Source organism: Neobacillus vireti, assembly GCF_001026695.1.
GTDB lineage: Bacteria > Bacillota > Bacilli > Bacillales > Cytobacillaceae > Neobacillus > Neobacillus vireti.
In genome coordinates, this window is the sequence record NZ_LDNB01000002.1 from 375077 (window position 1) to 399347 (window position 24271).

At 40.2% G+C, this 24271-nt stretch carries 22 protein-coding genes; all 22 read left to right on the plus strand.

Annotation, left to right across the window (positions count from 1 at the left end; genetic code table 11):
• Positions 1 to 7: 7 nt before the first annotated feature.
• The 22 genes from ftsL (at position 8) to AA980_RS02335 (ending at position 24271) form a co-directional block, all read left to right on the plus strand.
• On the plus strand, positions 8 to 367 hold the full coding sequence (gene ftsL, locus AA980_RS02230) for a cell division protein FtsL (protein ID WP_024029188.1): 360 nt from the start codon (positions 8 to 10) through the stop codon (positions 365 to 367).
• Entirely contained in the window at positions 364 to 2607 is a 2244-nt protein-coding gene (locus tag AA980_RS02235) for a penicillin-binding protein (RefSeq protein ID WP_024029189.1), read from the plus strand. The genes ftsL and AA980_RS02235 overlap by 4 nt, the downstream gene beginning before the upstream one ends.
• Positions 2608 to 3471: 864 nt before the next feature.
• A complete protein-coding gene (locus AA980_RS02240; protein WP_024029190.1) occupies positions 3472 to 5391 on the plus strand; it encodes a stage V sporulation protein D in 1920 nt (639 codons plus the stop codon).
• 192 nt (positions 5392 to 5583) lie between these two features.
• Positions 5584 to 7044 (plus strand): UDP-N-acetylmuramoyl-L-alanyl-D-glutamate--2,6-diaminopimelate ligase, encoded by a 1461-nt coding sequence (locus AA980_RS02245; protein ID WP_024029191.1) that lies wholly within the window; start codon positions 5584 to 5586, stop codon positions 7042 to 7044.
• 2 nt (positions 7045 to 7046) lie between these two features.
• On the plus strand, positions 7047 to 7496 hold the full coding sequence (locus tag AA980_RS02250; protein ID WP_024029192.1) for a hypothetical protein: 450 nt from the start codon (positions 7047 to 7049) through the stop codon (positions 7494 to 7496).
• A gap of 1 nt (position 7497) precedes the next feature.
• On the plus strand, positions 7498 to 8475 hold the full coding sequence (mraY, locus tag AA980_RS02255) for a phospho-N-acetylmuramoyl-pentapeptide-transferase (RefSeq protein WP_024029193.1): 978 nt from the start codon (positions 7498 to 7500) through the stop codon (positions 8473 to 8475).
• Complete coding sequence (gene murD, locus AA980_RS02260; RefSeq protein WP_024029194.1) at positions 8476 to 9828, plus strand: UDP-N-acetylmuramoyl-L-alanine--D-glutamate ligase; 1353 nt, start codon at positions 8476 to 8478, stop codon at positions 9826 to 9828.
• Between the two features lie 95 nt (positions 9829 to 9923).
• Positions 9924 to 11024, plus strand: a complete 1101-nt coding sequence (gene spoVE, locus AA980_RS02265; protein WP_024029195.1) for a stage V sporulation protein E — start codon at positions 9924 to 9926, stop codon at positions 11022 to 11024.
• Between the two features lie 144 nt (positions 11025 to 11168).
• Positions 11169 to 12272 (plus strand): undecaprenyldiphospho-muramoylpentapeptide beta-N-acetylglucosaminyltransferase, encoded by a 1104-nt coding sequence (gene murG, locus AA980_RS02270; protein ID WP_024029196.1) that lies wholly within the window; start codon positions 11169 to 11171, stop codon positions 12270 to 12272.
• A 61-nt stretch (positions 12273 to 12333) separates the two neighbouring features.
• Entirely contained in the window at positions 12334 to 13242 is a 909-nt protein-coding gene (gene murB / locus AA980_RS02275) for a UDP-N-acetylmuramate dehydrogenase (RefSeq protein WP_024029197.1), read from the plus strand.
• 342 nt (positions 13243 to 13584) lie between these two features.
• Positions 13585 to 14376, plus strand: coding sequence for a cell division protein FtsQ/DivIB (locus tag AA980_RS02280; protein WP_024030071.1), 792 nt, complete (start codon positions 13585 to 13587; stop codon positions 14374 to 14376).
• Positions 14351 to 15061 (plus strand): DUF881 domain-containing protein, encoded by a 711-nt coding sequence (locus AA980_RS02285; protein WP_024030070.1) that lies wholly within the window; start codon positions 14351 to 14353, stop codon positions 15059 to 15061. Before AA980_RS02280 ends, AA980_RS02285 begins: the two co-directional genes overlap by 26 nt.
• A 42-nt stretch (positions 15062 to 15103) precedes the next feature.
• The gene (locus AA980_RS02290) at positions 15104 to 15835 is read left to right on the plus strand and encodes a DUF881 domain-containing protein (protein ID WP_024030069.1); all 732 of its coding nucleotides are present in this window, start codon (positions 15104 to 15106) and stop codon (positions 15833 to 15835) included.
• Positions 15835 to 16197, plus strand: a complete 363-nt coding sequence (locus AA980_RS02295; protein WP_024030068.1) for a small basic family protein — start codon at positions 15835 to 15837, stop codon at positions 16195 to 16197. The genes AA980_RS02290 and AA980_RS02295 overlap by 1 nt, the downstream gene beginning before the upstream one ends.
• Positions 16198 to 16320: 123 nt before the next feature.
• Positions 16321 to 17616, plus strand: coding sequence for a cell division protein FtsA (gene ftsA, locus AA980_RS02300; RefSeq protein ID WP_024030067.1), 1296 nt, complete (start codon positions 16321 to 16323; stop codon positions 17614 to 17616).
• A 40-nt stretch (positions 17617 to 17656) separates the two neighbouring features.
• Positions 17657 to 18790 carry a cell division protein FtsZ gene (ftsZ, locus tag AA980_RS02305; protein WP_024030066.1) on the plus strand — a complete coding sequence of 378 codons (1134 nt, stop codon included), beginning with the start codon at positions 17657 to 17659 and terminating at the stop codon, positions 18788 to 18790.
• A 177-nt stretch (positions 18791 to 18967) separates the two neighbouring features.
• On the plus strand, positions 18968 to 19894 hold the full coding sequence (spoIIGA, locus tag AA980_RS02310; protein ID WP_024030065.1) for a sigma-E processing peptidase SpoIIGA: 927 nt from the start codon (positions 18968 to 18970) through the stop codon (positions 19892 to 19894).
• Positions 19895 to 19939: 45 nt separating this feature from the next.
• Positions 19940 to 20659, plus strand: a complete 720-nt coding sequence (gene sigE / locus AA980_RS02315) for an RNA polymerase sporulation sigma factor SigE (protein ID WP_024030064.1) — start codon at positions 19940 to 19942, stop codon at positions 20657 to 20659.
• A gap of 160 nt (positions 20660 to 20819) precedes the next feature.
• Positions 20820 to 21599, plus strand: coding sequence for an RNA polymerase sporulation sigma factor SigG (gene sigG, locus AA980_RS02320; protein ID WP_024030063.1), 780 nt, complete (start codon positions 20820 to 20822; stop codon positions 21597 to 21599).
• An 827-nt stretch (positions 21600 to 22426) separates the two neighbouring features.
• Complete coding sequence (locus tag AA980_RS02325) at positions 22427 to 22696, plus strand: YlmC/YmxH family sporulation protein (RefSeq protein WP_024026908.1); 270 nt, start codon at positions 22427 to 22429, stop codon at positions 22694 to 22696.
• A gap of 70 nt (positions 22697 to 22766) precedes the next feature.
• Entirely contained in the window at positions 22767 to 23597 is an 831-nt protein-coding gene (pgeF, locus tag AA980_RS02330; RefSeq protein WP_047771225.1) for a peptidoglycan editing factor PgeF, read from the plus strand.
• Positions 23594 to 24271 (plus strand): YggS family pyridoxal phosphate-dependent enzyme, encoded by a 678-nt coding sequence (locus tag AA980_RS02335; protein WP_024026910.1) that lies wholly within the window; start codon positions 23594 to 23596, stop codon positions 24269 to 24271. The genes pgeF and AA980_RS02335 overlap by 4 nt, the downstream gene beginning before the upstream one ends.

A 24271-nucleotide genomic window follows, 5' to 3' on the forward strand; every position in this document is an offset into this window, starting at 1 on the left:
GGAAAGAATGAGTAATCTTGCCAGGAATTTAGAACGACAACAGCAAGTCGAACACAAAGTTGAAAAACAGAGTCAATTAAAGATTAAAAAATCCTGGCTCACTCCAGGAGAAAAAATTATCGGTATTGCATTTGCCGGCTTGGTTTGTTTTGGTTCTGTCCATCTCATTTCAAATCAAGCAAATATTTACAAAATTAACACCGAAATACAAACAATCGAAGCACAGGTAAATGAACAGCAGAAGGTAAACAGTGATTTGCAGGTTCAGGTGCGCGAAATGAGCACTTATGAACGGATCCGCGATAAGGCTAAAAAAATGGGACTAGAGCTAAATAATGATAATGTTAAGGTCGTGCACGAGAAATGAACAAGAAACAGCCATATATGAATGCAGGAGCAGCGATATTGTTTGTAATATTCGGCCTGCTCTTTTTTGTATTATTGTACAGATTCTACTCGATTCAAATCACTGGAGAAGTAGGCGGCCAACCGCTTACTGCTAAAGCACAGCAGAAATACAGCAAAGAAGGAATGATTCAAGCTGCCAGGGGGGACATCCTTGACAGAAATGGTGAGGTTGTCGCTGAGGATGCGGCTGCTTATACCCTTGTTGCCATTCTCGATAAGAAAATGACGACGAACTCCAAAAAACCAAAACATGTGAAAGATCCAAACAAGACAGCGAAACAACTCTCACAAATCATTGACATGGATGAATCGGAGATTTATAGAGTTTTATCAGAAGGGATTAAAAAAAAGAGATTTCAGGTTGAGTTTGGAAAAGCGGGGAAAGATATCAGTCATCAAACAAAGAAAAAAATTGAAGCCTTAGGGATTCCCGGGATTACGTTTATCCGTGATTCAAAACGTTTCTATCCAAATGGAATTTTTGCTTCCCATTTAGTGGGGTATAAAGAAAGTATAGTGCAGGAAGATGGTACCAATAAAATAGTAAGTATGGGAATCGAAAAACAGTTGGATGATGAACTGACAGGGAAAAATGGCAAAATCAATTATGAGAGTGATTTGTGGGGCTATTTACTTCCTGATGGAGAAGAAAAGATTACTCCTGCCCAAAATGGAAATGATATTTATTTAACCCTCGATAAGAAGATTCAAACCTTTTTGGAAGATGCCATGGATCAAGCGGTAAAGCAATATAAACCGAAAAAAATAATTGCGATTGTGGCGGATCCAAAAACAGGACAAATATTAGCAATGGGGCAGCGGCCGACGTTTCATCCGAAGACAAAAGAAGGTATTGATAAAAGCTGGCATAATGAAGCGATTGAAACCTCGTACGAACCAGGGTCGACGATGAAAATCTTTACCCTTGCCGCCGCCATCCAGGAAAATAAGTTTGATCCAAATGAAACATATCAATCCGGTGCCTATCGGGTGACACCAAAAGACCAACCGATTCATGACCATAATGTTTCAGGGTGGGGACCAATTACCTATCTCGAAGGAGTACAGCGTTCTTCCAATGTCGCATTTGCCAAAATTGCGAAAGAGAAGTTAGGGTTTGATAAATTTAGAGAGTATTTATCCAAATTCGGCTTTGATAAACCGACAGGAATTGAACTTCCAGGAGAGACATCAGGAAAAATTCAATACACGTATCCGATTGAAAAAATCACCACTGCCTATGGACAGGGAACCGCCATTACGGCGATTCAGCAAATCCAAGCTGCAACAGCTATTGCGAATGATGGAAAGATGTTAAAGCCGCATGTAGTCGAAAAAATTGTTAATCATGATACTGGCAAAACAATTAAGGAAATAACACCTGAAGTCGTTTCGACACCTATTTCTGCCGCAACAGCCAGCAAGGTGAGGGATATTCTTGAAACGGTTGTGACTTCACCTAAAGGTACAGGCGGCCGTTACAAAATTGATGGTTACAGTGTAGCAGGGAAAACGGGAACTGCTAATATTCCGGGACCAGGTGGAAGATACTTACAAGGTCCGAATAGTTATATGTTTTCCTTTTTAGGTATGGCCCCGAAGGATAACCCTAAGTTAATTGTTTATGTAGCGGTTCAAGAACCGCAGCTGAAAGGGGAGGAAACGGGTCAAGGTGCGATTCCCGTTTCAGCGATTTTTAATCCCGTTATGCAAAATAGCCTGCATTATTTAAATATCCAGCCATCCACGGTAACAAAGGCTACCGTTAAAAAATTACCAAATCTAATGGGACAGTCAGTGGAGGAAGCGGTCAAAAGTCTTAATGCAGACGGCTATGACACTGTGGTCCTTGGCAGTGGAACAAAAATAACCGGGCAGCTCCCAGAGGCAGGAACAGCAATTTTAGAGGGTGAAAAGGTCATCATTCAAACCGATGGTGATTTGACAGCACCAGATATGTCAGGATGGTCACTCCGAGATGTGATGAAAATAGCTAATCTCGCCGGACTTAAGCTCAATTCCAAGGGGAAAGGCTATGTTGTCCAGCAAAATCTAAAACCAAAAGCAGTATTGCGCGACGGGGATATCCTGATTGTGGATTTAAAAACTCCTGAAGAACAGTGGGAGGAAGCCAAAAAAGGAAATAAAGAGGAAAAAGGAAAGACAGAGGAAAACTCGGAAGATAAAGTCCAAGATTAACCATCCAAGGAGGGTGTCCCAAAAGTATGACTTTTAGGGGCACCCCCTTTTTTGTTCATCGTTCTTGAGTTATTAGGAATTTGTGTCTATTGATGAATTATTCTCAGAAGACCACCTCCTACGCCTTATTATAAATAGATTTTTCTTTTCTTTTGGCTGTTTGGATAAAAAATGTTGTTATAAACCACATTCCCCTCTAAAAAAGTCACTTATATGGTGTAAAATTACACGAATTAGCTAGTTTACTTGATTTATCAGCGATTTGTGGAAGTTTATTAGCGGATCTAACCACATTATCAGCGAATTTTCAATTTTATCAGCGAATTTCTACTTTTATCAGCGAATCAAAAAAACAACAATATTTTAGAAAAGAGCCTATCTATGAGAAAAAGTTCGTCCATTTTATTTTGAGGATAATGGCCGCCCATCTGGATTCTCCTCTTCTTTTTATACAACACACTTAGCAAGGTTAGAAAATGTGTGTTGAAATACTTTAGGTTGATTTGCCTCCCTGTTGATTGGAGCGCAGGGCACTCGACTCCTGCGGGAGTTAGAGGTCACTGGAGACCCGCAGGCGCCAAAGCGCCGAGGAGGCTCCAGGACCTCCCCGCGGAAAGCGAGTGCCAGGAGCGGAAATCAACAGGCCCCATTGCAGGGACAATCAATAAAATTGATATTTAGATCCTGACAAAATAAAAAATTGCCAAGAAAAATACCCTTTCTCGACATGCAAAGATCCCGCTTAATAAAGCGGGATCTTTGTGTGTTTTTGACCCAGAGGCTCCGTTCTAATTAAAAAAGTACAAGCATATAAATGAACGATAATGTTTTATGAATGCTGGAAAAAGGAGGATTATTCATTATATGCGTGTATCTAATGTTACTGTCCGTAAACGGCTAATGATTGCACTATTCATTGGTATTTTAACCTTCTTGGTTATTGATGTCCGGCTCGGCTATGTGCAATTTGTCCTTGGTGATATGTTGACGGACCGGGCCAAGGGTTCTTGGAGCCGGAATATCCCTTTTGAACCTGAGCGCGGCGAAATTGTTGACCGTAACGGTGTAGCATTGGCAACGAATGTTAGTGCTCCAACAGTTTATGTTATTCCAAGACAGATTAAAGACCCAGCAACAACTGCAGAGAAGCTTGCCGCTGTGTTAAATATGCCAAAAGACAAAGCCTACCGAGAAATAACGAAAAAAGCATCGTCAGTCCGGATAAAGGAAGGCAGAAAAATTTCTCATGAAAGAGCAAAAGAAATCAGAGCACTTGGTCTTGAAGGGGTCTATATTGGGGAAGATTCCAAGCGGCATTATCCAATGGGCAGTTATCTTTCCCATGTTCTTGGGTTTGCAGGTGTCGACAACCAAGGGTTAATGGGACTCGAAAAGTATTATGATAAAGAGTTAAGTGGTGAACGCGGGGCCGTTAAATTTTATGCTAATGCTAAAGGTGAGAGAATGAATGATATGGCTGATGACTATGAACATCCAATTAACGGTCTTAAGTTAAAACTGACGATTGATTCCAAAATTCAGACCGTTATTGAAAGAGAACTGGACATAGCGGCAGCAAAATATAATCCAGATGGAATTGTTGCAATCGCAATGAATCCAAACAACGGTGAAATATTGGGGATGTCAAGTAGACCGACATTTGATCCAGCAAATTTCCGAAATGTTCCCCAAGAGGTTTATAATCGAAACCTGCCTGTCTGGTCAACATATGAGCCTGGGTCAACTTTCAAAATCATTACCCTTGCGGCCGCACTTAATGAAGGGAAAGTGGACCTAGAAAAGGAGCATTTCCATGACTCTGGTTCCGTTCAGATAGCCGGAGCAAGGCTAAAATGCTGGAAAAGGGGCGGTCACGGCGATCAAACCTTTTTGGAGGTAGTCCAAAACTCTTGTAACCCGGGGTTTGTCGAATTAGGTGAGCGCTTAGGAAAAGACAAGCTATTTAAATATATCAAGGATTTTGGATTCGGACAAAAGACAGGAATTGATTTGCAAGGGGAAGGAACGGGGATTTTATTTAATTTGAACCGGGTTGGTCCTGTTGAACAGGCAACCACAGCGTTTGGACAAGGTGTATCAGTCACGCCGATTCAGCAAGTATCGGCAGTCGCTGCAGCCATTAATGGCGGAATATTATACAAACCGTTTATTGCCAAAGAATTAATCGACCCGCTGACAAAAGAGGTTGTCATGCGAAACTCCCCTGTTGAAAAAAGAAGAGTTATTTCAGAGGCAACGTCCAAAGAAATTAGACATGCCCTTGAAAGTGTTGTTGCCCAAGGGACAGGTGGAAGGGCGTTTGTTGACGGTTATCGTGTGGGTGGAAAAACAGGAACAGCACAAAAAGCGCAAGGCGGAAGATATTTAGAAAATAACTTCATTGTTTCTTTTATTGGTTTTGCCCCTGCTGATGATCCGCAAATTGTTGTCTATGTGGCCGTTGATAATCCAAAAGGAGTTACTGCCTTCGGGGGTACGATTAGCGCACCAATCGTTGGTAATATTATGAAAGATAGTCTAACTGCGATGGGTGTAGAACCGCGCAAAGAGCAAATTGAAAAAAAAATAAAATGGCCGGATACACCATTAATAAAGCTGCCTGATTTCGAGGGGTTATCCAGAGACGAGCTCCAAGAACAAATTATTAATCTAAGAATTGATGCCAGCGGCGAAGGGGATATAGTAGTGAGGCAATCGCCTGAAGCAGGTACCAAAGTAAAAGAAGGCTCTAAAATTTGGCTTTATTTCGGAAAAGGCGATTAACGTGAATTGGATGGAATATCATCGAAAGGGCGGCTGGAATCTTTTCCGCCGCCGATTTTTTTATTTATCCTTCATAACTAAATAGCAAAATAAAAAGATTTAATGTAAAATAAGATGGAACTTTTGCTAGGAGTTCTTTTAGGTAATGATTAGAAAGAATGTATGTAAGGTCATGAGAGGATTTGAGTTGAAATGAAGCTGCAAGAGCTGCTAAAGTCTTTGCATCCTATCGTCCCTTTTAAGGGGGAGAACCCGGTTATTACATCGATTGAAAATGATAATCGCAAGGTGCAAAAAGGGAGCTTATTTATTTGTATTAAAGGTTACACAGTGGATGGGCATGATTTTGCGGAATCGGCTGTTGAAAAAGGGGCTGCCGCGATCCTTGCAGAGCGCCCGTTATCATTAGAAGTACCTGTTGTCGTTGTTAAGGATACAACAAGAGCTATGGCAGTGCTCGCAGATACCTTTTACGAGCAGCCTACGAAAAAACTGCAGTTAATCGGCATCACCGGTACAAACGGAAAAACGACTACCAGTCATTTAATTGAAAAAATATTTGCTGATGCAGGAAAAAAAACTGGCCTGATTGGCACAATGTATACGAAAATTGCTGACAAGACATTAGAGACAAAAAACACAACACCAGAAAGTCTGACACTTCAAAAGACGTTTCGGCAAATGGTGGAGGCCGGAGTTGGTTTAGCAGTCATGGAGGTCTCCTCGCATGCTCTTGACCAAGGCAGAGTCCATAGATGTGATTATGATGTAGCTGTATTTACCAACCTTACGCAGGATCATCTTGATTACCATAAAACAATGGCAGAATATCAGCGGGCCAAGAGCCTATTATTTGCCCAGCTAGGCAATTCCTTTGAAAATGAAAAACCAAAATTTGCTGTCATAAATGCTGATGACCCTGCTTCAGAGATGTTATCTAGATCAACAGCAGCAAATGTAATTACATATGGGATTGATGAAGAGGCGGATATTCAAGCAAAAAATATTCACATGACTCCTAAGGGGACTCGTTTTGAACTTTGGATTGAAGATGACAGCTATCCAATCAACATACAGTTTCTTGGTAAATTCAGTGTTTATAATGTTTTAGCAAGTATTGCTGCCGCATTAGTATCCGGAATTGGGATCAATGAAATAATCCATTCAATTGAAAGTGTGGAAGGGGTAGCTGGAAGGTTTGAGCTTGTCAACGCTGGTCAAGAATATACGGTAATTGTTGATTATGCCCATACACCAGACAGCCTGGAAAATGTGTTAAACACCATTCAGCATTTTGCGAAGAAAAGGATTTTCGTTGTCGTAGGCTGCGGCGGTGACAGAGATAAAACAAAACGGCCTTTGATGGCTCAGATTGCTTGTCGGCTTGCAACAGATCCAATTTTCACTTCCGATAACCCAAGAAGTGAAGAACAAATAGCAATCTTAAAGGATATGGAGGCTGGGGTAGAAGGTGAAGTCTACCAAGTCATTCCGGACCGTAAAGAGGCAATCGAAATGGCTATTAGTCAGGCATCAGCGGGGGACGTTATTTTAATTGCCGGAAAAGGACATGAAACCTATCAAATAATCGGTAATGTTGTTCATGACTTTGATGATCGGCGGGTGGCAAGGGAAGCAATCGAGGTGAGATAGGGATGTATTTAGCTAGTAAAGACATGGCAGACTTGTTCAATGATCAACGAGGAATTAACGACGACTTTTCGTTTTATACCGTTACAGATAAAGCAAGTTTTTCGCAGCCTATGGGATTGTTTGTCCGATTAAACGAAGATTCAGGGGAACTTTTGGAAGCCATTGCTAATGGAGCTATCGCTGCCGTATGGGATGCTGAAGAAATGCTGCCGCAATATACACCAAACTATTTTCCGGTTTTTTTCACCAATGATTCAGCGGAAGCAATAAAAGAGATAATAAAATTATATAATGAAAAATTAGATGGAGAAACGAATAGTAAAATGGAGATAACTAACTTTAAATTTTCAAATAAAAAACTTCTTAATAAAAATAAACAATCATATGATATAGCTGTGATATTAGAAAAACTAACAAATAAAATGGCACTAAATAAGGATGGGAGGGGATAAAATGAAGGAGCAAGTTATTTTTTTCACAATTATTATGAGCTTTCTCATATCGGTCTTACTTTCTCCAATTTTTATTCCCTTCTTAAGAAGGTTGAAATTTGGACAAAGCATTCGGGAAGAAGGTCCTAAATCACATCAAAAAAAATCAGGAACCCCAACAATGGGCGGGGTAATGATTTTATTCTCAATCATTATTACGACACTTGTCATGATTGGGAAATACTCAGACCAAACAAAAGTTAACGTGTTTTTACTGCTATTTGTTACTTTTGGTTTCGGGTTACTTGGGTTCTTGGATGATTTTATCAAGGTGGTCTTAAAACGAAATTTAGGGCTAACATCAAAGCAAAAGTTTTTAGGTCAAATTATTATTTCCGTAATATTTTATCTAATCTTAAAACATACGGGACAATCAACCGAGATCAAAATTCCGTTCAGTGATTTCTCATTTGATCTTGGCTGGTCCTATGTACTTTTCATCATTTTCTGGCTAGTTGGATTCTCAAATGCAGTCAACTTAACGGATGGTCTTGACGGCTTGGTGTCAGGCACCGCAGCCATCGCATTCGGTGCATTTGCCGTTCTCGCTTGGAATAAAGGCGATCTTGAAATTGCCATTTTTTCAGTTGCTGTGGTGGGGGCAGTCTTAGGATTCTTAGTATTTAACGCACATCCTGCAAAGGTGTTCATGGGGGATACAGGGTCACTTGCACTTGGCGGTGCAATCGCAGGTATTGCGATATTAACAAAACTTGAACTGCTGCTCATCATAATTGGCGGGGTATTTGTTATTGAAACGTTATCGGTTATCCTCCAGGTCGCATCCTTTAAGACGACAGGGAAACGGATTTTCCGAATGAGCCCTTTGCATCATCATTACGAATTAGTCGGCTGGTCGGAATGGAGAGTTGTCGTAACCTTTTGGAGCGTAGGATTAATATTGGCAGTACTAGGAATCTATATTGAGGTGTGGTTGTAAGTGAAGCAGATTGATGTATATCGACATAAGAAAATCCTTGTTCTTGGGCTGGCAAAAAGCGGGGTAACCGCTGCAGCTCTTTTACATAAGCTAGGGGCATTTGTTACCGTTAATGATAAAAAACCTCTTTCGGAAAATCCCGAGGCACAGGGGTTATTAGAACAAGGGATTAAAGTGATTTGTGGAGATCATCCAATAGAGCTATTGGATGAGGGGTTTGAGCTGATTGTAAAAAATCCCGGCATCCCATATAATAATCCAATGATTGCCGGGGCGATTGAAAAGGGAATTCCTGTTATTACGGAAGTAGAGCTAGCTTATCAAATATCAGATGCACCTTTCATCGCAATTACAGGGACAAATGGAAAAACAACAACGACAACCCTCATTTTTGAAATGTTGAACCAAGGCAACAAACAGCCATTAATTGCCGGAAATATTGGTACAGTGGCTTCAGGTGTAGCACAAAAGGCAACGAAGGAAAATACGATTGTGATTGAATTATCGTCGTTTCAGCTGATGGGAATTGACACCTTTAAACCTAGAATAGCTATTATCACAAACCTTTATGATGCCCATTTGGATTACCATGGAACTAGAGAAGAATACATGAAAGCAAAGTCGAATATTACGAAAAAGCAAACCGAACTGGAATATCTAATCATTAATGCAGATCAGGAAGAAACACTTGAAATTGCCCGCAATTCCAGAGCTAAAATCATTCCTTTTTCTACAAAGAAACATCTATCTGAAGGTGCCTTCATTAGCAATGGCTGGATTTGTTTTAATGATGAGAAGGTAATGGAGATTGAAAAAATTGCTTTGCCGGGAGTTCATAATCTCGAAAATATTTTATCCGCTATGGTAGCTGCCAAGCTTTCCGGTGTGGAAAATAGTGCGATTCAGGAAGTGCTGCAAACCTTTACGGGTGTAAAACACCGTTTGCAATATGTTACAGAAGTGAATGGCAGAAAATTTTATAACGACTCAAAGGCCACGAATAGTTTAGCAGCCATCAATGCCCTTGCAGCTTTTGATGCACCAATTATTCTACTAGCTGGCGGCCTTGACCGCGGCAATGAATTTGATGAACTGCTTCCTTATTTAAAAAATGTTAAAGCGCTGGTTACATTTGGGCAGACGGCTCCAAAGATCGAGAGGGTTGGAAGCGAGGCTGGAATAAAAACAATCAAGCGTGTCGATAATGTTGACAAGGCAGTGCCCGAGGCTTATCGTCACTCTGAACCAGGGGACATCATATTATTATCGCCAGCTTGTGCAAGTTGGGATCAATATAAAACTTTTGAAGTCAGGGGAGACATTTTTATTGAAGCGGTGCATAAGCTTAAGTAAGGGCTTGTCCACACGAAAAGCGAAAGCGCCTTAAATAGGCTCTTACTTTGTCACCTATCGTGTTCAGCCCAAAACTCGCAGTTGAGGTGGATAGTGTGCCGACAAAGAGAACTACTCCTGATTTTATTTTAATGATTGTAACCTTCACGCTGCTGGCGATAGGGCTAATCATGGTTTACAGCGCAAGTGCGATTTGGGCTGAATATAAATTTCATGATTCCTTTTTCTTTGCAAAAAGGCAGATTCTCTTTGCCGGGGTCGGTATTGCTGCCATGTTTTTTATTATGAATATCAACTACTGGACATGGAGAACCTGGTCGAAAACAATCATTATTGTTTGTTTTGTGTTGTTAATCCTCGTCTTAATTCCTGGAATTGGAAATGAAAGAAACGGATCTAGAAGCTGGATCGGGGTTGGGGCTTTTTCAATTCAGCCTTCAGAATTTATGAAGCTAGCGATGATTGCCTTTTTGGCAAAATTCCTATCTGAACGGCAAAAGCTGATAACCTCGTTTAAAAAAGGGCTTGTCCCTTCTTTAGGGCTTGCATTTATTGCCTTTGCCATGATTATGCTCCAACCGGATTTAGGCACTGGAACGGTCATGATGGGTACATGTGTGGTAATGATTTTCATCGCAGGAGCACGGATCAGTCACTTTGCTTTCTTAGGGCTTTTGGGTGTTGCGGGATTTATAGGCTTAATTGCTTCCGCACCCTATCGAATAAAGCGGATTACCTCATTTTTAGATCCTTGGTCAGACCCACTCGTGAGTGGATTTCAAATCATTCAATCGCTTTACGCCATCGGCCCTGGTGGATTATTTGGACTGGGCCTTGGTCAAAGCAGACAAAAGTTTTTTTATCTGCCAGAACCACAAACAGATTTTATCTTCGCGATTCTTTCTGAAGAATTAGGATTTATTGGTGGTTCGTTCATTTTACTCTTATTTGCGCTATTATTATGGCGCGGTATCCGGATTGCTCTTGGTGCTCCAGATTTGTATGGAAGCTTTCTTGCGGTTGGGATTATCGCCATGGTGGCCATTCAGGTTATGATTAATATCGGTGTCGTAACAGGGCTTATGCCGGTAACCGGCATAACACTGCCATTTTTAAGCTATGGGGGCTCATCATTGACCTTAATGCTTATGGCTATCGGTGTTCTCCTTAACATTAGCCGGTATTCAAGATATTAAAAATGTTACCCTGTTAACCGGCAGGGTTCTTTTTCGTATTACGTTACATTTATATAACAATCTTTTTTCATTTGCTTTCTTTAATCTGTTTTTATAGTAAGATAAGTATGCACTCAGGTGTTAAATAGTTAATGAGGTGGAAGAATGAAAATAGTCGTGAGCGGCGGCGGGACTGGCGGGCATATTTATCCGGCACTCGCACTAATTAGGGAAATTCAAAAAGAGAATAAAGATGCAGAATTTCTATACATAGGTACAATTAATGGCTTAGAAGGTAAACTCGTTCCTAGGGAAAATATAGCTTTTAAATCGATTCATATTACTGGATTCAAGAGAAAGCTGTCCTTTGAAAATGTAAAAACGATTTTCCGATTTCTGAAAGGTGTAACAGATAGCAAAAAAATATTAAAAGAGTTTAAGCCTGACATTGTCATAGGAACCGGCGGATATGTGTGCGGACCTGTAGTATATGCGGCAGCGAAACTGCGAATTCCAACGATTATTCATGAACAAAATAGTGTACCCGGCCTGACGAATAAATTCTTAAGCCGTTATGTGAATAAAATTGCAATTTGCTTTGAAGAGGCCAAAAGTTATTTTCCGGGAGATAAGGTGGTTTTTACCGGAAATCCCCGAGCTTCTGAGGTAATTGGCAAGGATGGGATAAAAGGCCGGCTATCAGCAGGACTTAGTACCACAATGCCCGCTGTCCTAATCTTTGGAGGCAGCCGCGGCGCGAGACCAATCAATGAAGCGGTAGTAAAGGCGTTATCGGAATTGGCAGAAAAGCCTTATCAAGTTCTCTATATTACTGGCGATGTTCATTATGAAGCGGTCCAAAAGGAAACAGAGTTAATTGGAAGTCCGAAAAATGTTGTGATAAAACCGTTTATTCATAATATGCCGGAGGTTCTTGCAGGTATTGATTTAGTTGTTTCAAGAGCAGGTGCAACGACACTTGCCGAAATAACCTCACTTGGCATTCCAAGCATTCTTGTCCCTAGTCCGTATGTTACTAATAATCATCAAGAGAAGAACGCACGATCCTTAAGTGACCAGGGTGCAGCAGAATTGCTTTTAGAAAAAGATTTAACTAGTAAAAGTCTGGTGAACTCCATTGATCAAATTCTTTTAAATAATGAAACTTTAACGGATATGAAAGGTCATGCTAAAAAAATGGGCGTTCCAGATTCAGCAGAAAGGCTTTACTCCTTAATGAGACAGCTTGTTAAAGGAAAACTTAAGTAGCCCAAATCGATTTTCAGCATAAACTAATGTTAAGTGTATATAGGAAAGTTAGGTGTTAAATATGGACGGAATTGTAACGGAATTACAGGCTTTAAATATTGGGAAGGTGAAGAAAAATGAATCGCTTGCCCAACATACTACAATAAAAATTGGCGGTCCGGCCGACCTGCTTATTGAACCTTCGTCAGTAGAAAACTTAAATCAGGTAATGGGTGTGATTAGAAAACATCGCTTAAAGTGGCGGGCAATTGGGCGAGGGTCCAATCTTTTAGTCTCTGATAAAGGGATTGAAGGGGCAGTGATTAAGCTCGGTTCAGGTTTAGACCATCTTGAAATTAACGACACCGAAATTACAGTCGGCGGCGGTCATTCGCTAGTAAGCTTATCTACATTAATTAGCAAAAAAGGGCTGTCAGGGCTTGAGTTTGCCAGCGGTATCCCAGGGTCTGTCGGCGGGGCTGTTTATATGAATGCCGGTGCTCATGGCTCAGATATTAGCAATATTCTAACTAAGGCACGGATTCTTTTTGATGATGGGACGATGGAATGGCTTTCGTCTGAAGAAATGGAGTTTTCTTATCGAACCTCTGTCCTCCAGAAAAAACGTCCAGGAATTGTAGTCGAAGCTGTTTTTCAGCTTGCACAAGGTGATCGACCAGCAATTGTTTCACAAATGCTAAAGAACAAGGATTATCGAAAAGAAACACAGCCGTGGAATTTCCCTTGCGCCGGCAGTATTTTTCGAAATCCTCTTCCTAATTACGCCGGTAAATTAATCGAGGTCGCCGGATTAAAGGGCTTCAGTATTGGTGGCGCAAAGATTTCAGAAATGCATGGAAACTTTATTGTCAATGCCGGGAACGCTACTGCTGGAGATGTGCTTGCCTTAATTGAGCACGTAAAGGATACCATTTACAGTTTATATGAAATAAAAATGGAGACTGAGGTAGAAATAATCGGTAGGAAATAAGAAAAGCGCAAGCGCCTTGCTCAGCTCCGAAAAGCACAAGACGAGCCGGCCGAAAGGTTGTTTTTTAACCTTTTGGACGGATTGGCTTGTGACCTCGAGGGGCTAGGCGCTGGAGCTAGACAGCTATCAAATAAACTTACTTTTCTTGTAAGAAATACCTTACCAATGACAAAAATTGTGTTATAATAACTGATAATATAATAGGTGGAAAGCCTGAAGATAGTGAATGACGGCATGATTTCTCGTGCCGTTGTTTCTCTTTTCATGGTAACCGCATCGAAAATTTAGGACAAGCCGATGTTGTAATTTAGGGCAGCCGCTTTTTATGTGGAGGAATCATGGATGGAAAAAGGTAAAATTGTTGCTCTTGAGGATCGTATTCCTAAGCTTAAGGAACAAAGAAGGCGGAAAGCAAACAGACGTCTTGTGCTCTTGCTAATTATGTTTTTTACATTGATTGTCGTCATTGCCTATACTCAGTCCCCTTTTAGTCATGTTAAAACAATTGCCATACAAGGGAATGAAGTTTATTCCCAGGCAGAAATAATCAAGAAGAGCGGACTTTCGAAAAATACGAATATTTGGAAAGTTAGAAAAATCGCTGTTGCTTCCAAATTACAGCAATTATCTGAAATAAAAAAAGCAGATGTAAACATTCAATGGCCAAACACGGTTCAAATCCAAGTAAAAGAGTATAAAAGAATGGCCTATCTTAAACAAGATACAAACTACTATCCAGTCATGGAAAATGGAAAAATCTTAAAAGAAAGACAAATGGAAAAAATTCCTATTAATTCTCCGATTCTTTTAGATTTCAAAGAAGGGCCCGCCCTTAACGAAATGATGAAAGAGCTAAAAAATCTTCCAAGTGAAATTTTAAACTCCATTTCCGAAATTTATTATTCTCCGAAAAAAACCGATCAGTATCATATTTCCTTATTTATGAACGATGGCTTTGAGGTAAGTGCGACATTAAGAAGTTTTTCGGAAAAGATGATCCATTATCCCTCTATCATCAGCCAATTGGATCCTAACAAAAAGGGACTTATCGATATGGAAGTAGGTTCATATTTTAAGGCTTTTGAACCGGAAGTGGAGGAAAAAGAAGTTGAAAAAGATCAAGGTGAAGGGTAAACATTTTATCTTGTCCCTTGTCTGTCTTATACTAGGGTTTATGATAGCCTTCTCCTATCATCTGACCAAAATTGAGAGCCAAAATGAAAACCTTGATAGGTCAGGCAAACAATATGAAAAGACCCTTGTCTTAAGAAATCAATTGATTGCCCAAGAAGAGACGAATCGTAAACTCCAAAAAGAGTTGCATCAAAAGCAAGACAAGGTACTTAAAAATGAAAAAGACTTAGCAAAGGAAGCACAAGTTTTTCTTAACCAGGCAGAAGATACTGAAAAATATCGGATGTTTCTTGGCAAAGTAAAGGTGAAAGGGAAAGGAGTAAAAATTACTCTTTCCGATGGTGCCTATGATCCAAAAGAAGTGAATATTAATAATTATCTTGTACATGAACACCACGTTTTCAAAGTGGTAAACGAGCTTTATATTTCTGGTGCAGCAGCGGTTGCCATAAATGGCCAAAGGCTGACGAGCCATTCATATATAGTATGTAATGGGCCAGTCATTACAGTTGATGGTGTTCAATACCCTGCTCCGTTTGTCATTACTGCAATCGGAGATCCAGATGTTCTTGCCGCGTCTATAAACCTGACGGGAGGAATAAAGGATCAGTTAGTTAATGATAACCTTGTTTTTACACTAGAAAAAATAAATGAAATGACCTTGAATCCAATTTTAGGAAGTTGATTAAAGTCCACTTTAAGATTAATTTAAAGGTTAGGTAAAAAAATGGACAAGCCCAAAATGAATGTTAGTTTAACCTTGGTTGCTGCAGTTGTCGGTTTTATGATTGCGATTCAATTCCAAACAGTGAAGAAACCGAATGAGCGGGATACACGCGATATTTGGCAGCTACGCGCGGCTTTACTGAAAGAAAAGGAACTTGAGTCCAATTTATTGGGAGAGATTCGTTCTAATGAAGAGAAATTATCAGCCTATGAATCTAAAAGAAAACAAAGTAAGGAACAGGCATTACGGGATACTTTGCAGGAATTAAAATTGGAAGCAGGACAAACCGAAATTTCTGGACCTGGGATTACCCTGCAGATTGAACCTGTAATAGAGGATATTCAGCTGGGGTCTCCGGATACAAAAATCGTTTCACCCGAACTCCTAAAAAGGCTGCTGAACGAATTGAATATGTACGAAGCAAAGTATCTGGCGATTGATGGTCAAAGAATTATTAATACTACTGTAATTAGGGATATTAATAGAGAAACTAAAATAGACGGGCATACAATTAAGAATTTGCCGTTAGAAATTAAAGTTGGCGTTGATACGATGAATGCTGCTGAAAAGTTGTCTAATCGGATGAAGGTATCAAAGGCCAGGGATGAATTTTTTACTGAAAGCTTGAGACTTAACGTTTCTGATGCAGATCCAGCCGTGAGTATTCCTTCTTACAATAACCCAATTCGTATTAAATACATGGAGCCGATTAAAGAAGGGGGCGGTTCCTAATGTGGCTTCCGTTTGTTGGACTAATTATTGGAATCATACTCGGGTTATTAACAGAAATCCGAATTCCTGAAGAATATTCCAATTATTTATCAATTGCAGTCTTAGCAGCCCTTGATACGCTTTTCGGGGGAATCAGGGCATACCTGCAGAATATTTATGATGAAAAGGTTTTTGTTTCTGGATTCTTTTTTAATATAATACTAGCTGCAAGTTTAGCTTTTCTCGGTGTCCATCTTGGTGTAGACTTGTATTTAGCGGCAGTTTTTGCGTTTGGAGTCAGGTTGTTCCAAAATATTGCTGTCATTAGAAGAATATTATTGACAAAATGGTCACCAAACAAAGAAAAAGTAGAAAAAAATTGATATTTTTTAAAGGGAAATATGTAGTTGTGACGAATAATTTTATATGATATTACTATGAAAACATTTTATTGAACAGAATAAATTGTTGTTCAACCTATGGAAATTAAAAGGAGGTGCCAAAGAATGAACAGCAATGAAATTTATGTTAGCCTTGACATCGGTACATCCAGTGTAAAAGTAATCATTGGTGAAATGGTCAATGACTCGGGTAAAGACTCGTTGAATATAATTGGTGTTGGCAATGTGAAATCTGAAGGCTTACGAAAAGGGTCGATCGTCGACATGGACGATACCGTTCATTCTATTAAGCGGGCGATTGAGCAGGCGGAAAGAATGATTGGAATGGAGATTAGGGAAGTAGTGGTCGGAATTTCCGGGCACAACGTCATGCTCCAGCAATGTCATGGTATTGTAGCTGTTTCCAGTCAAAATCGGGAAATTACCAATGAAGATGTAATTCGGGTTATAGAAGCCGCCCATGTTGGCTCTATTCCACCAGAAAGAGAAAACATTGGTGTTATTCGAAAACAATTTATCTTAGATGGCAAGGATGAAATTAATGATCCAAGAGGTATGATTGGTGTTCGTTTGGAAATGGAAGGTGCACTTATTACCGGCTCTAAATCGATAATCATTAATACATTGCGTTGTGTTGAAAGAGCTGGACTTGAAATTTTAGATATTATCTTGCAGCCATTGGCAGCAGGTGATTATGCTTTATCCAAAGATGAAAAAAATCTCGGTGTGGCCTTGATTGACATCGGCGGCGGGTCTACTTCAATTGCTCTATTTGAGGAAGGATTTTTGAAATCGACAAGTGTGATTCCTGTAGGCGGCGATTTGCTTACAAATGACCTTTCAAAGGTTCTGCACACGTCTACCGAAGATGCTGAGAAAGTCAAAATAAAATATGGACATGCCTTCTTTGATAATGCTTCAGAAGATGAATTCTTCAGCGTTCCTATTATTGGAAGCGATCAGCATCAGCAATTTAATCAGCTCTATGTTTCTGAAATTATTGAAGCAAGAATGGAAGAAGTCTTTGAATTGATAGCGCATGAATTGAAACGTTTAGGCGTGACAGATTTACCAGGTGGATTTGTTTTAACAGGCGGTACAGCAAAGATGCAGGGAATATTGGAGCTTGCACAGGATATCTTTCAAACTCCAGTCCGCATTGCCTCGCCTGACTACATTGGTGTAAGAGAACCTCAATATACAACAGCGGTAGGCTTAATTAAATATGCTTACAAGAATACTAGATTACCTGGAGGAACCAATGGTGGTTCTTCAGCGGTGTCAGAGCCTGCCGAAAAAAGAATGCCAAAGCAACAGCAGCCTAAAGTAAAAGTAGAAAAACATCCGGAAGATAAGATGTCATCAAAAGTAAAAAAATTCCTTGGTTACTTTTTCGAATAATTTCAGCGAAAAGGAAATCGACGAATTAGGAGGATTTGTCATGTTAGAATTTGATACAAATTTAGATTCTCTTGCAACAATAAAAGTAATCGGTGTTGGCGGCGGCGGAAATAACGCAGTAAACCGAATGATTGAACATGGCGTTCAAGGTGTGGAATTTATCGCTGTTAATACGGATGCGCAAGCCTTGAATCTTTCAAAAGCAGAAGTAAAAATGCAGATTGGTTCGAAACTGACTCGCGGTCTTGGAGCTGGAGCTAATCCTGAGGTTGGAAAGAAAGCGGCAGAAGAAAGCAAAGAGCAAATTGAAGAAGCGCTTAGAGGCGCTGACATGGTGTTCGTTACGGCAGGTATGGGCGGCGGAACTGGTACGGGTGCAGCGCCAGTTATCGCTCAAATTGCCCGTAACCTCGGTGCTTTAACAGTGGGAGTTGTTACTCGCCCGTTCACATTTGAAGGCAAAAAACGGTCGAATCAAGCATCTGGCGGTATAGGAGCTATGAAAGAAGCCGTTGATACGCTAATTGTTATTCCGAATGACCGCCTCCTTGAAATTGTTGATAAAAGTACGCCAATGCTAGAGGCGTTCCGGGAAGCGGATAATGTCCTTCGCCAAGGGGTTTCAGGTATATCCGATTTAATTGCTGTTCCAGGACTTATTAACCTGGACTTTGCCGATGTGAAAACAATCATGTCTAACAAAGGCTCTGCCTTAATGGGAATTGGCGTTTCCTCCGGCGAAAATCGTGCTGCTGAGGCAGCGAAGAAAGCGATTAGCTCACCATTATTAGAAACCTCCATTGATGGAGCACAGGGTGTGTTAATGAATATCACAGGCGGTACAAATTTAAGCCTATATGAAGTTCAGGAAGCTGCTGATATTGTTGCAAGCGCATCTGATCAAGAAGTGAATATGATTTTCGGATCCGTTATCAATGAAAATCTTAAAGATGAAATCGTTGTAACCGTTATTGCAACAGGATTTAATGAAGAAGTTTCACAGCCGAAGGTAACCCGACCTTCTTTTGGTCAAGCAAAACCGGCTGCTGGAACTGTCAAGCGAGAGCAAAAACGCGAAGAAGCTCCGCAAGAACCAGTCCGAAACACAAATGTTTCACAAGAGGAGACGTTGGATATTCCAACCTTCCTGCGCAATCGAAATCGCAGAAGATAATTTCAATATTAATTAAGGCATGGCCCCAAGGGGCTATGCCTTTTTTCTTTACCATTATTTTGACAAAATCCGTTGTGAATAGTGAAAATTTCTGATTTTTTGTTTACAGAAAGTGACACACTTCAGCCGCATAAGTACGTTATACTTTTTCGTAAACAGAAGTAAGGAGGAAGCTGCTTGGTTGTTTATTTAGATATTATCTGGGCTCTTAATTTATTGTTTGACAGCCTACTCCTTTATTTAACAGCCATATTTCTAAAGAGAAACATTCGATTATGGAGAATACTCGCTGGGGGATTTGCCGGTTCATTGATTATTTTATTATCGTTTACACCATTAAATCTCTATACAAGCCATCCGATTTCAAAACTTTTTTGTTCAATTATGATGGTATTGATCGCCTTTGGATATAAGCGGCTGACCTTCTTTATGAAAGCATTAATGACGTTTTATGCTGCCACCTTTTTAATTGGCGGCGCCATCATGGGTGCTCATTACTTTATTCAATATGATTATGAGTGGACGTCAAAGGTTTTGAAAGGATTTGGCGATCCCATTAGCTGGCTTTTTGTCCTGATTGGTTTCCCGGTCGCCTGGCACTTCTCCAGAAAACATGGAGAGAGTCTTGAGATGACCAAAATTCAATTCGAACAAATTGTTAAGGTGAGGTTGAATATTGAGGGAGAAAGCTTAGTTTTTAAAGGCTTAGTAGATAGCGGCAATCAACTATATGATCCTTTGTCTAAGCTGCCGGTCATGTTTGTTTCTATCAAAAAGCAATTGGATACCATCCCTGAAACAATAAAAAGATTGGCTGCCGACCCAGAACCACTGATAACGGGAAGTGAGGAATTTCCTGACGAATGGCAAAATAGGCTCAGAGTCGTCCCATGCCGTGTGATAGGACAAGAGCATCAACTGATTATTGCCGTTAAACCCGATATTATTTTAATTGAACATAGCGGTTCACAGTATTTATGTGAAAAAGGTCTTGTATCCTTTACGATAAAGGAACTTTCTGCTGATGATGCGTTTCAATGTATTGTTCATCCGAAAATGTTAACAGGGATGAAGCAGCATGATGAGGCAGTGAAAGTAAGTTAATAATACTATACTCAGTAAAAACATAATTTAGAAGGAGGAACTTAGATGAATAAATGGAGATTTCGCATATCCTACTACTGGTACAAAATACTAATAAAATTGGGCTTAAAAACGGATGAAGTTTATTATATTGGCGGAAGCGAAGCCTTGCCGCCTCCTTTGAGTAAAGACGAGGAAGAGTTGTTATTAAAAAAACTTCCTGGCGGTGATAAGGCAGCGAGATCCATCTTAATAGAACGGAACCTAAGGCTGGTTGTTTATATTGCCAGAAAGTTTGAGAATACGGGGATTAATATTGAGGATTTAATCAGTATTGGCACGATTGGTTTAATCAAAGCGGTTAATACCTTTAACCCTGAGAAAAAAATAAAACTTGCTACATACGCATCAAGATGTATCGAAAATGAGATTCTTATGTACTTACGGCGAAACAATAAAATCAGGTCAGAAGTATCCTTTGATGAACCGCTCAATATTGACTGGGATGGCAATGAGCTGCTACTATCCGATGTCTTAGGAACGGATGATGATATTATTACAAAGGACCTGGAAGCAAATGTTGATAGGAAGCTTTTAACAAAGGCATTGCATCAGCTTACCGATCGTGAGAAGCAAATTATGGAGCTCCGGTTCGGCTTAACAAATGGGGAAGAAAAGACACAGAAGGATGTCGCAGACATGCTGGGGATATCGCAATCTTATATTTCACGATTAGAAAAAAGAATTATTAAACGATTACGAAAGGAATTTAATAAGATGGTGTAAAAAAGAAATTTTTTTCCATCAAAAAAACCTAGAATTCAAGTGCTAAAATTGCATTTTTCGACAAATATGCACCTGTCCGCTGACTTGGATAGGTGCATATTTTTCCTTCTCAAGGAAATACTGTTTTTTGAACAGCAGCTCCTGTGAGGAGGGAAAAGGATTGACTCGAAATAAAGTCGAAATTTGCGGTGTGGACACATCAAAACTTCCTGTTTTAAAAAACGAAGAAATGAGAATACTCTTCAAGCAAATGCAAGAGGGCGATATATCTGCCCGGGAAAAGCTCGTCAATGGCAACTTACGCCTCGTATTAAGTGTTATTCAGCGCTTTAACAACCGCGGGGAATTTGTTGATGATCTATTTCAGGTTGGCTGTATTGGACTGATGAAATCGATTGATAACTTTGATTTAGGTCAAAACGTAAAGTTTTCCACCTACGCTGTACCGATGATTATTGGAGAAATTCGCAGATACTTACGTGATAATAACCCTATTCGCGTTTCCCGTTCTTTGAGGGATATCGCTTATAAGGCCCTTCAGGTCAGGGAGCGATTAATGAGCGAAACCTCACGTGAACCGACTGCCGAAGAAATTGCCAAGGTCTTAGAAGTGCCGCATGAGGAAATTGTTTTCGCACTTGATGCCATCCAGGACCCGGTGTCTTTGTTTGAGCCAATATATAATGATGGCGGCGACCCAATTTATGTATTGGACCAGTTAAGTGATGAGAAAAATAAAGATATCCATTGGATTGAAGAAATAGCCCTAAAAGAAGGTATGCGGAGATTAAATGAGCGCGAAAAATTAATTCTGCGGAAACGGTTTTTCCAAGGAAAAACACAGATGGAAGTGGCTGATGAAATTGGCATTTCCCAGGCTCAGGTTTCACGATTAGAAAAAGCAGCGATTAGACAAATGAATAAAAATATTCAAAGTTAAAGCTGTCCAAACCGGACAGCTTTATTTTTCAATAAATCACATTTAAAATTTACATATTAATTTATAAAATCTTATTAGAATACAGTTTTTTCAAAAGGTCTGTTGATTTCCGCTCCAGGCGGCTTCGCTTTCCGCGGGCGTGCCGGGGAGCCTCCTCGGCGCTGAAGCGCCTGCGGGGTCTCCCCTGCCCCGTACTCCCGCAGGAGTCTTCGCCGCCTTCCGCTCCAATCAACAGTGCGGTATTAATAAAGACTTTCCATTCCAATAAATTATAAAAATAAGTGATGATATCAATGTTTAAGCTAAAAGAACCTATCCAAAGTTAATATGAATTTGTGTATATTGATAAAATAGTTCCAGACGACCACCTTCTCCGCCTTGTTGACAAAATCTAGATTATTTACTTTTAGAAAAAGTTAGTCCATTTTATAGTGAAGTTAATGGCCGCCCATCTGTTCCCTTTCTCCTTTTATGCAACACACTTAGCCAGGTTGGAAAAAGTGTGTGTTGCAAATCTTTAGTTTGATTTTACACCCCCTGTTGATTGGAGCGGAGGGCACTCGACTCCTGCGGGATAGAGAGGTCACTGGAGACCCCGCAGGCGCCGAGGAGGCTCCAGGACCTCCCCGCGGAAAGCGAGTGCCAGGAGCGGAAATCAACAGGGCCAATTGCAGGGACAATCAATAAAATAGGTATTTAGAAAATTGCCGATAAAAATACCATTTCTCGAAATAAAGCTGTCCAAACCGGACAGCTTTATTTTCTTTTACTAATTTGCCAAGTGCTGTCATATATTTTTTATAGTAATGTAATTGGGAGTGGTGGATATGGTGAAGATTTCCGAATTCCAGATAAAAGATGTGGTCAATGTATCGGATGGCAAACGGCTTGGTAATATTGGTGATATAGAAATTAATCTAACGACTGGTAAAATCGAGGCTGTTGTAATCTCCGGCAGTGGAAGAGTATTAGGTTTTTTTGGAAAGGATGAAGATATCGTTATTCCCTGGAAAAATATAATTAAAATTGGTCAGGATGTTATCTTGGTTAGGTACCGGGGAAGTGTCGAGAAAATTTCCGAAGAGGCTGAGGTTTGACAAAATACCTTTTACGGTGACCATTCTCTCTTTTCATGGTAAACTAAAGAAAAATATAAGAGGTATTGACATGGAGCCCTTTGTTTTAAAAAATCAATCCTATTTAACCATTGAAAGCTGGATCAAGCATTTCCCTGGATTGGCTGCCGGTATAACAACTAAATGCGGCGGGTGGAGTAAGGGGAGTTTTGAAACCCTAAATCTCGGCTTTCATGTCGGCGATGACAAAAGCAGGGTGTGCTCAAATCGAGAAAAAGTTGCTGAGCTACTGGAATTCCCGTTAAATTGCTGGGTGGGGGCCGAACAAACCCATGATATTGCCGTTCAAAAGATAACTAAAGCAGACCGCGGTAAAGGATCCAATTCCTATGAACATTCATTTAAAGGCACTGATGGTTTTTATACGAATGAAGAGGGCATCCTGCTAACGCTATGTTTTGCCGACTGTGTCCCTCTTTTTTTTATTGCGCCTGAAAAAAAGATGATTGGGGCGGCACATGCCGGCTGGAAAGGGACAGTTGGAAAGATTGCGAATGAAATGATCCAAGCGTGGGGCAGGGAAGGGATTAAGCCTGAAGAGATACTTGTCGCTATTGGACCGTCTATTTGTGAAAAATGTTACCTTGTTGATGAACGGATTATTAACTTAGTTGAAAATACACTAGAAGATAAAGAAAGATTACCATATAATTTAATTGAAGAAGGTCAATATTCATTAGATTTGCGAGAATTAAACAGACAAATACTCTTGGAAGCTAAGATACCGGAGCGAAATATCCTTTCAACTGGATTTTGTTCCAGCTGCAACCAGGAGGAATTTTTCTCGCATCGCCGTGATCAAGGCGGTACTGGGAGAATGTTGAGTTTTATCGGCTGGAAGGAGACTGCGGATCGTTTATGAGAGTAGCAGTAAAGCTTGAACAAATTAAACAACAAATAAATGAAGCGTGTCTTAAAGTGAATCGAAACCCGGACGATGTGAAATTGATTGCAGTCACTAAATATGTAAGCATTGAACGGGCTTCTGAAGCGTTCGAAGCAGGGATCACAAATCTTGGTGAAAACCGTGATGACGGTCTGCTTGCAAAGTGGACGGTATTAAGGGACAAGCCTGATTGGCATTTTATTGGCTCCCTCCAGACCCGTAAGGTGAAAAATATTATTGACAAGGTTGAATATATCCATTCGCTGGATAGGCTTGCACTTGCCGAAGAAATAAATAAACGTGCAGTCCATAAAATTAAATGTCTCGTGCAGGTTAATGTTTCGCAGGAAGAATCCAAGCATGGACTATCAGTTGAAGAGACAATTGGATTTATTGAATCGCTTCGAGCTTTTGATAATATACGTGTTGAAGGATTAATGACTATGGCTCCGCTCACGAAGGATGAACAAATTGTTCGTGACTGCTTTCGCAAATTAAGGGAACTTCGTGCTCAAGTACAAGACCGAAATTTAGATTTTGCTCCCTGTACGGAACTGTCGATGGGAATGTCGGGCGATTTTCAAATTGCAATTGAAGAAGGGGCAACAATGGTAAGAATAGGTACAGCACTTGTCGGTGAAGATGGTTAG

What these genes read in the sequence shown, in the direction of transcription:
- AA980_RS02245 (WP_024029191.1), top strand. Translation starts at nt 5,584, where the DNA reads ATGAAGCTGCAAGAGCTGCTAAAGTCTTTGCATCCTATCGTCCCTTTT.
- AA980_RS02235 (WP_024029189.1), top strand. Translation starts at nt 364, where the DNA reads ATGAACAAGAAACAGCCATATATGAATGCAGGAGCAGCGATATTGTTT.
- mraY (WP_024029193.1), top strand. Translation starts at nt 7,498, where the DNA reads ATGAAGGAGCAAGTTATTTTTTTCACAATTATTATGAGCTTTCTCATA.
- AA980_RS02295 (WP_024030068.1), top strand. Translation starts at nt 15,835, where the DNA reads ATGTGGCTTCCGTTTGTTGGACTAATTATTGGAATCATACTCGGGTTA.
- AA980_RS02325 (WP_024026908.1), top strand. Translation starts at nt 22,427, where the DNA reads ATGGTGAAGATTTCCGAATTCCAGATAAAAGATGTGGTCAATGTATCG.
- AA980_RS02335 (WP_024026910.1), top strand. Translation starts at nt 23,594, where the DNA reads ATGAGAGTAGCAGTAAAGCTTGAACAAATTAAACAACAAATAAATGAA.
- murB (WP_024029197.1), top strand. Translation starts at nt 12,334, where the DNA reads ATGGACGGAATTGTAACGGAATTACAGGCTTTAAATATTGGGAAGGTG.
- AA980_RS02290 (WP_024030069.1), top strand. Translation starts at nt 15,104, where the DNA reads ATGGACAAGCCCAAAATGAATGTTAGTTTAACCTTGGTTGCTGCAGTT.
- AA980_RS02240 (WP_024029190.1), top strand. Translation starts at nt 3,472, where the DNA reads ATGCGTGTATCTAATGTTACTGTCCGTAAACGGCTAATGATTGCACTA.
- sigE (WP_024030064.1), top strand. Translation starts at nt 19,940, where the DNA reads ATGAATAAATGGAGATTTCGCATATCCTACTACTGGTACAAAATACTA.
- pgeF (WP_047771225.1), top strand. Translation starts at nt 22,767, where the DNA reads ATGGAGCCCTTTGTTTTAAAAAATCAATCCTATTTAACCATTGAAAGC.
- ftsZ (WP_024030066.1), top strand. Translation starts at nt 17,657, where the DNA reads ATGTTAGAATTTGATACAAATTTAGATTCTCTTGCAACAATAAAAGTA.
- ftsL (WP_024029188.1), top strand. Translation starts at nt 8, where the DNA reads ATGAGTAATCTTGCCAGGAATTTAGAACGACAACAGCAAGTCGAACAC.
- murG (WP_024029196.1), top strand. Translation starts at nt 11,169, where the DNA reads ATGAAAATAGTCGTGAGCGGCGGCGGGACTGGCGGGCATATTTATCCG.
- ftsA (WP_024030067.1), top strand. Translation starts at nt 16,321, where the DNA reads ATGAACAGCAATGAAATTTATGTTAGCCTTGACATCGGTACATCCAGT.
- AA980_RS02280 (WP_024030071.1), top strand. Translation starts at nt 13,585, where the DNA reads ATGGAAAAAGGTAAAATTGTTGCTCTTGAGGATCGTATTCCTAAGCTT.
- AA980_RS02250 (WP_024029192.1), top strand. Translation starts at nt 7,047, where the DNA reads ATGTATTTAGCTAGTAAAGACATGGCAGACTTGTTCAATGATCAACGA.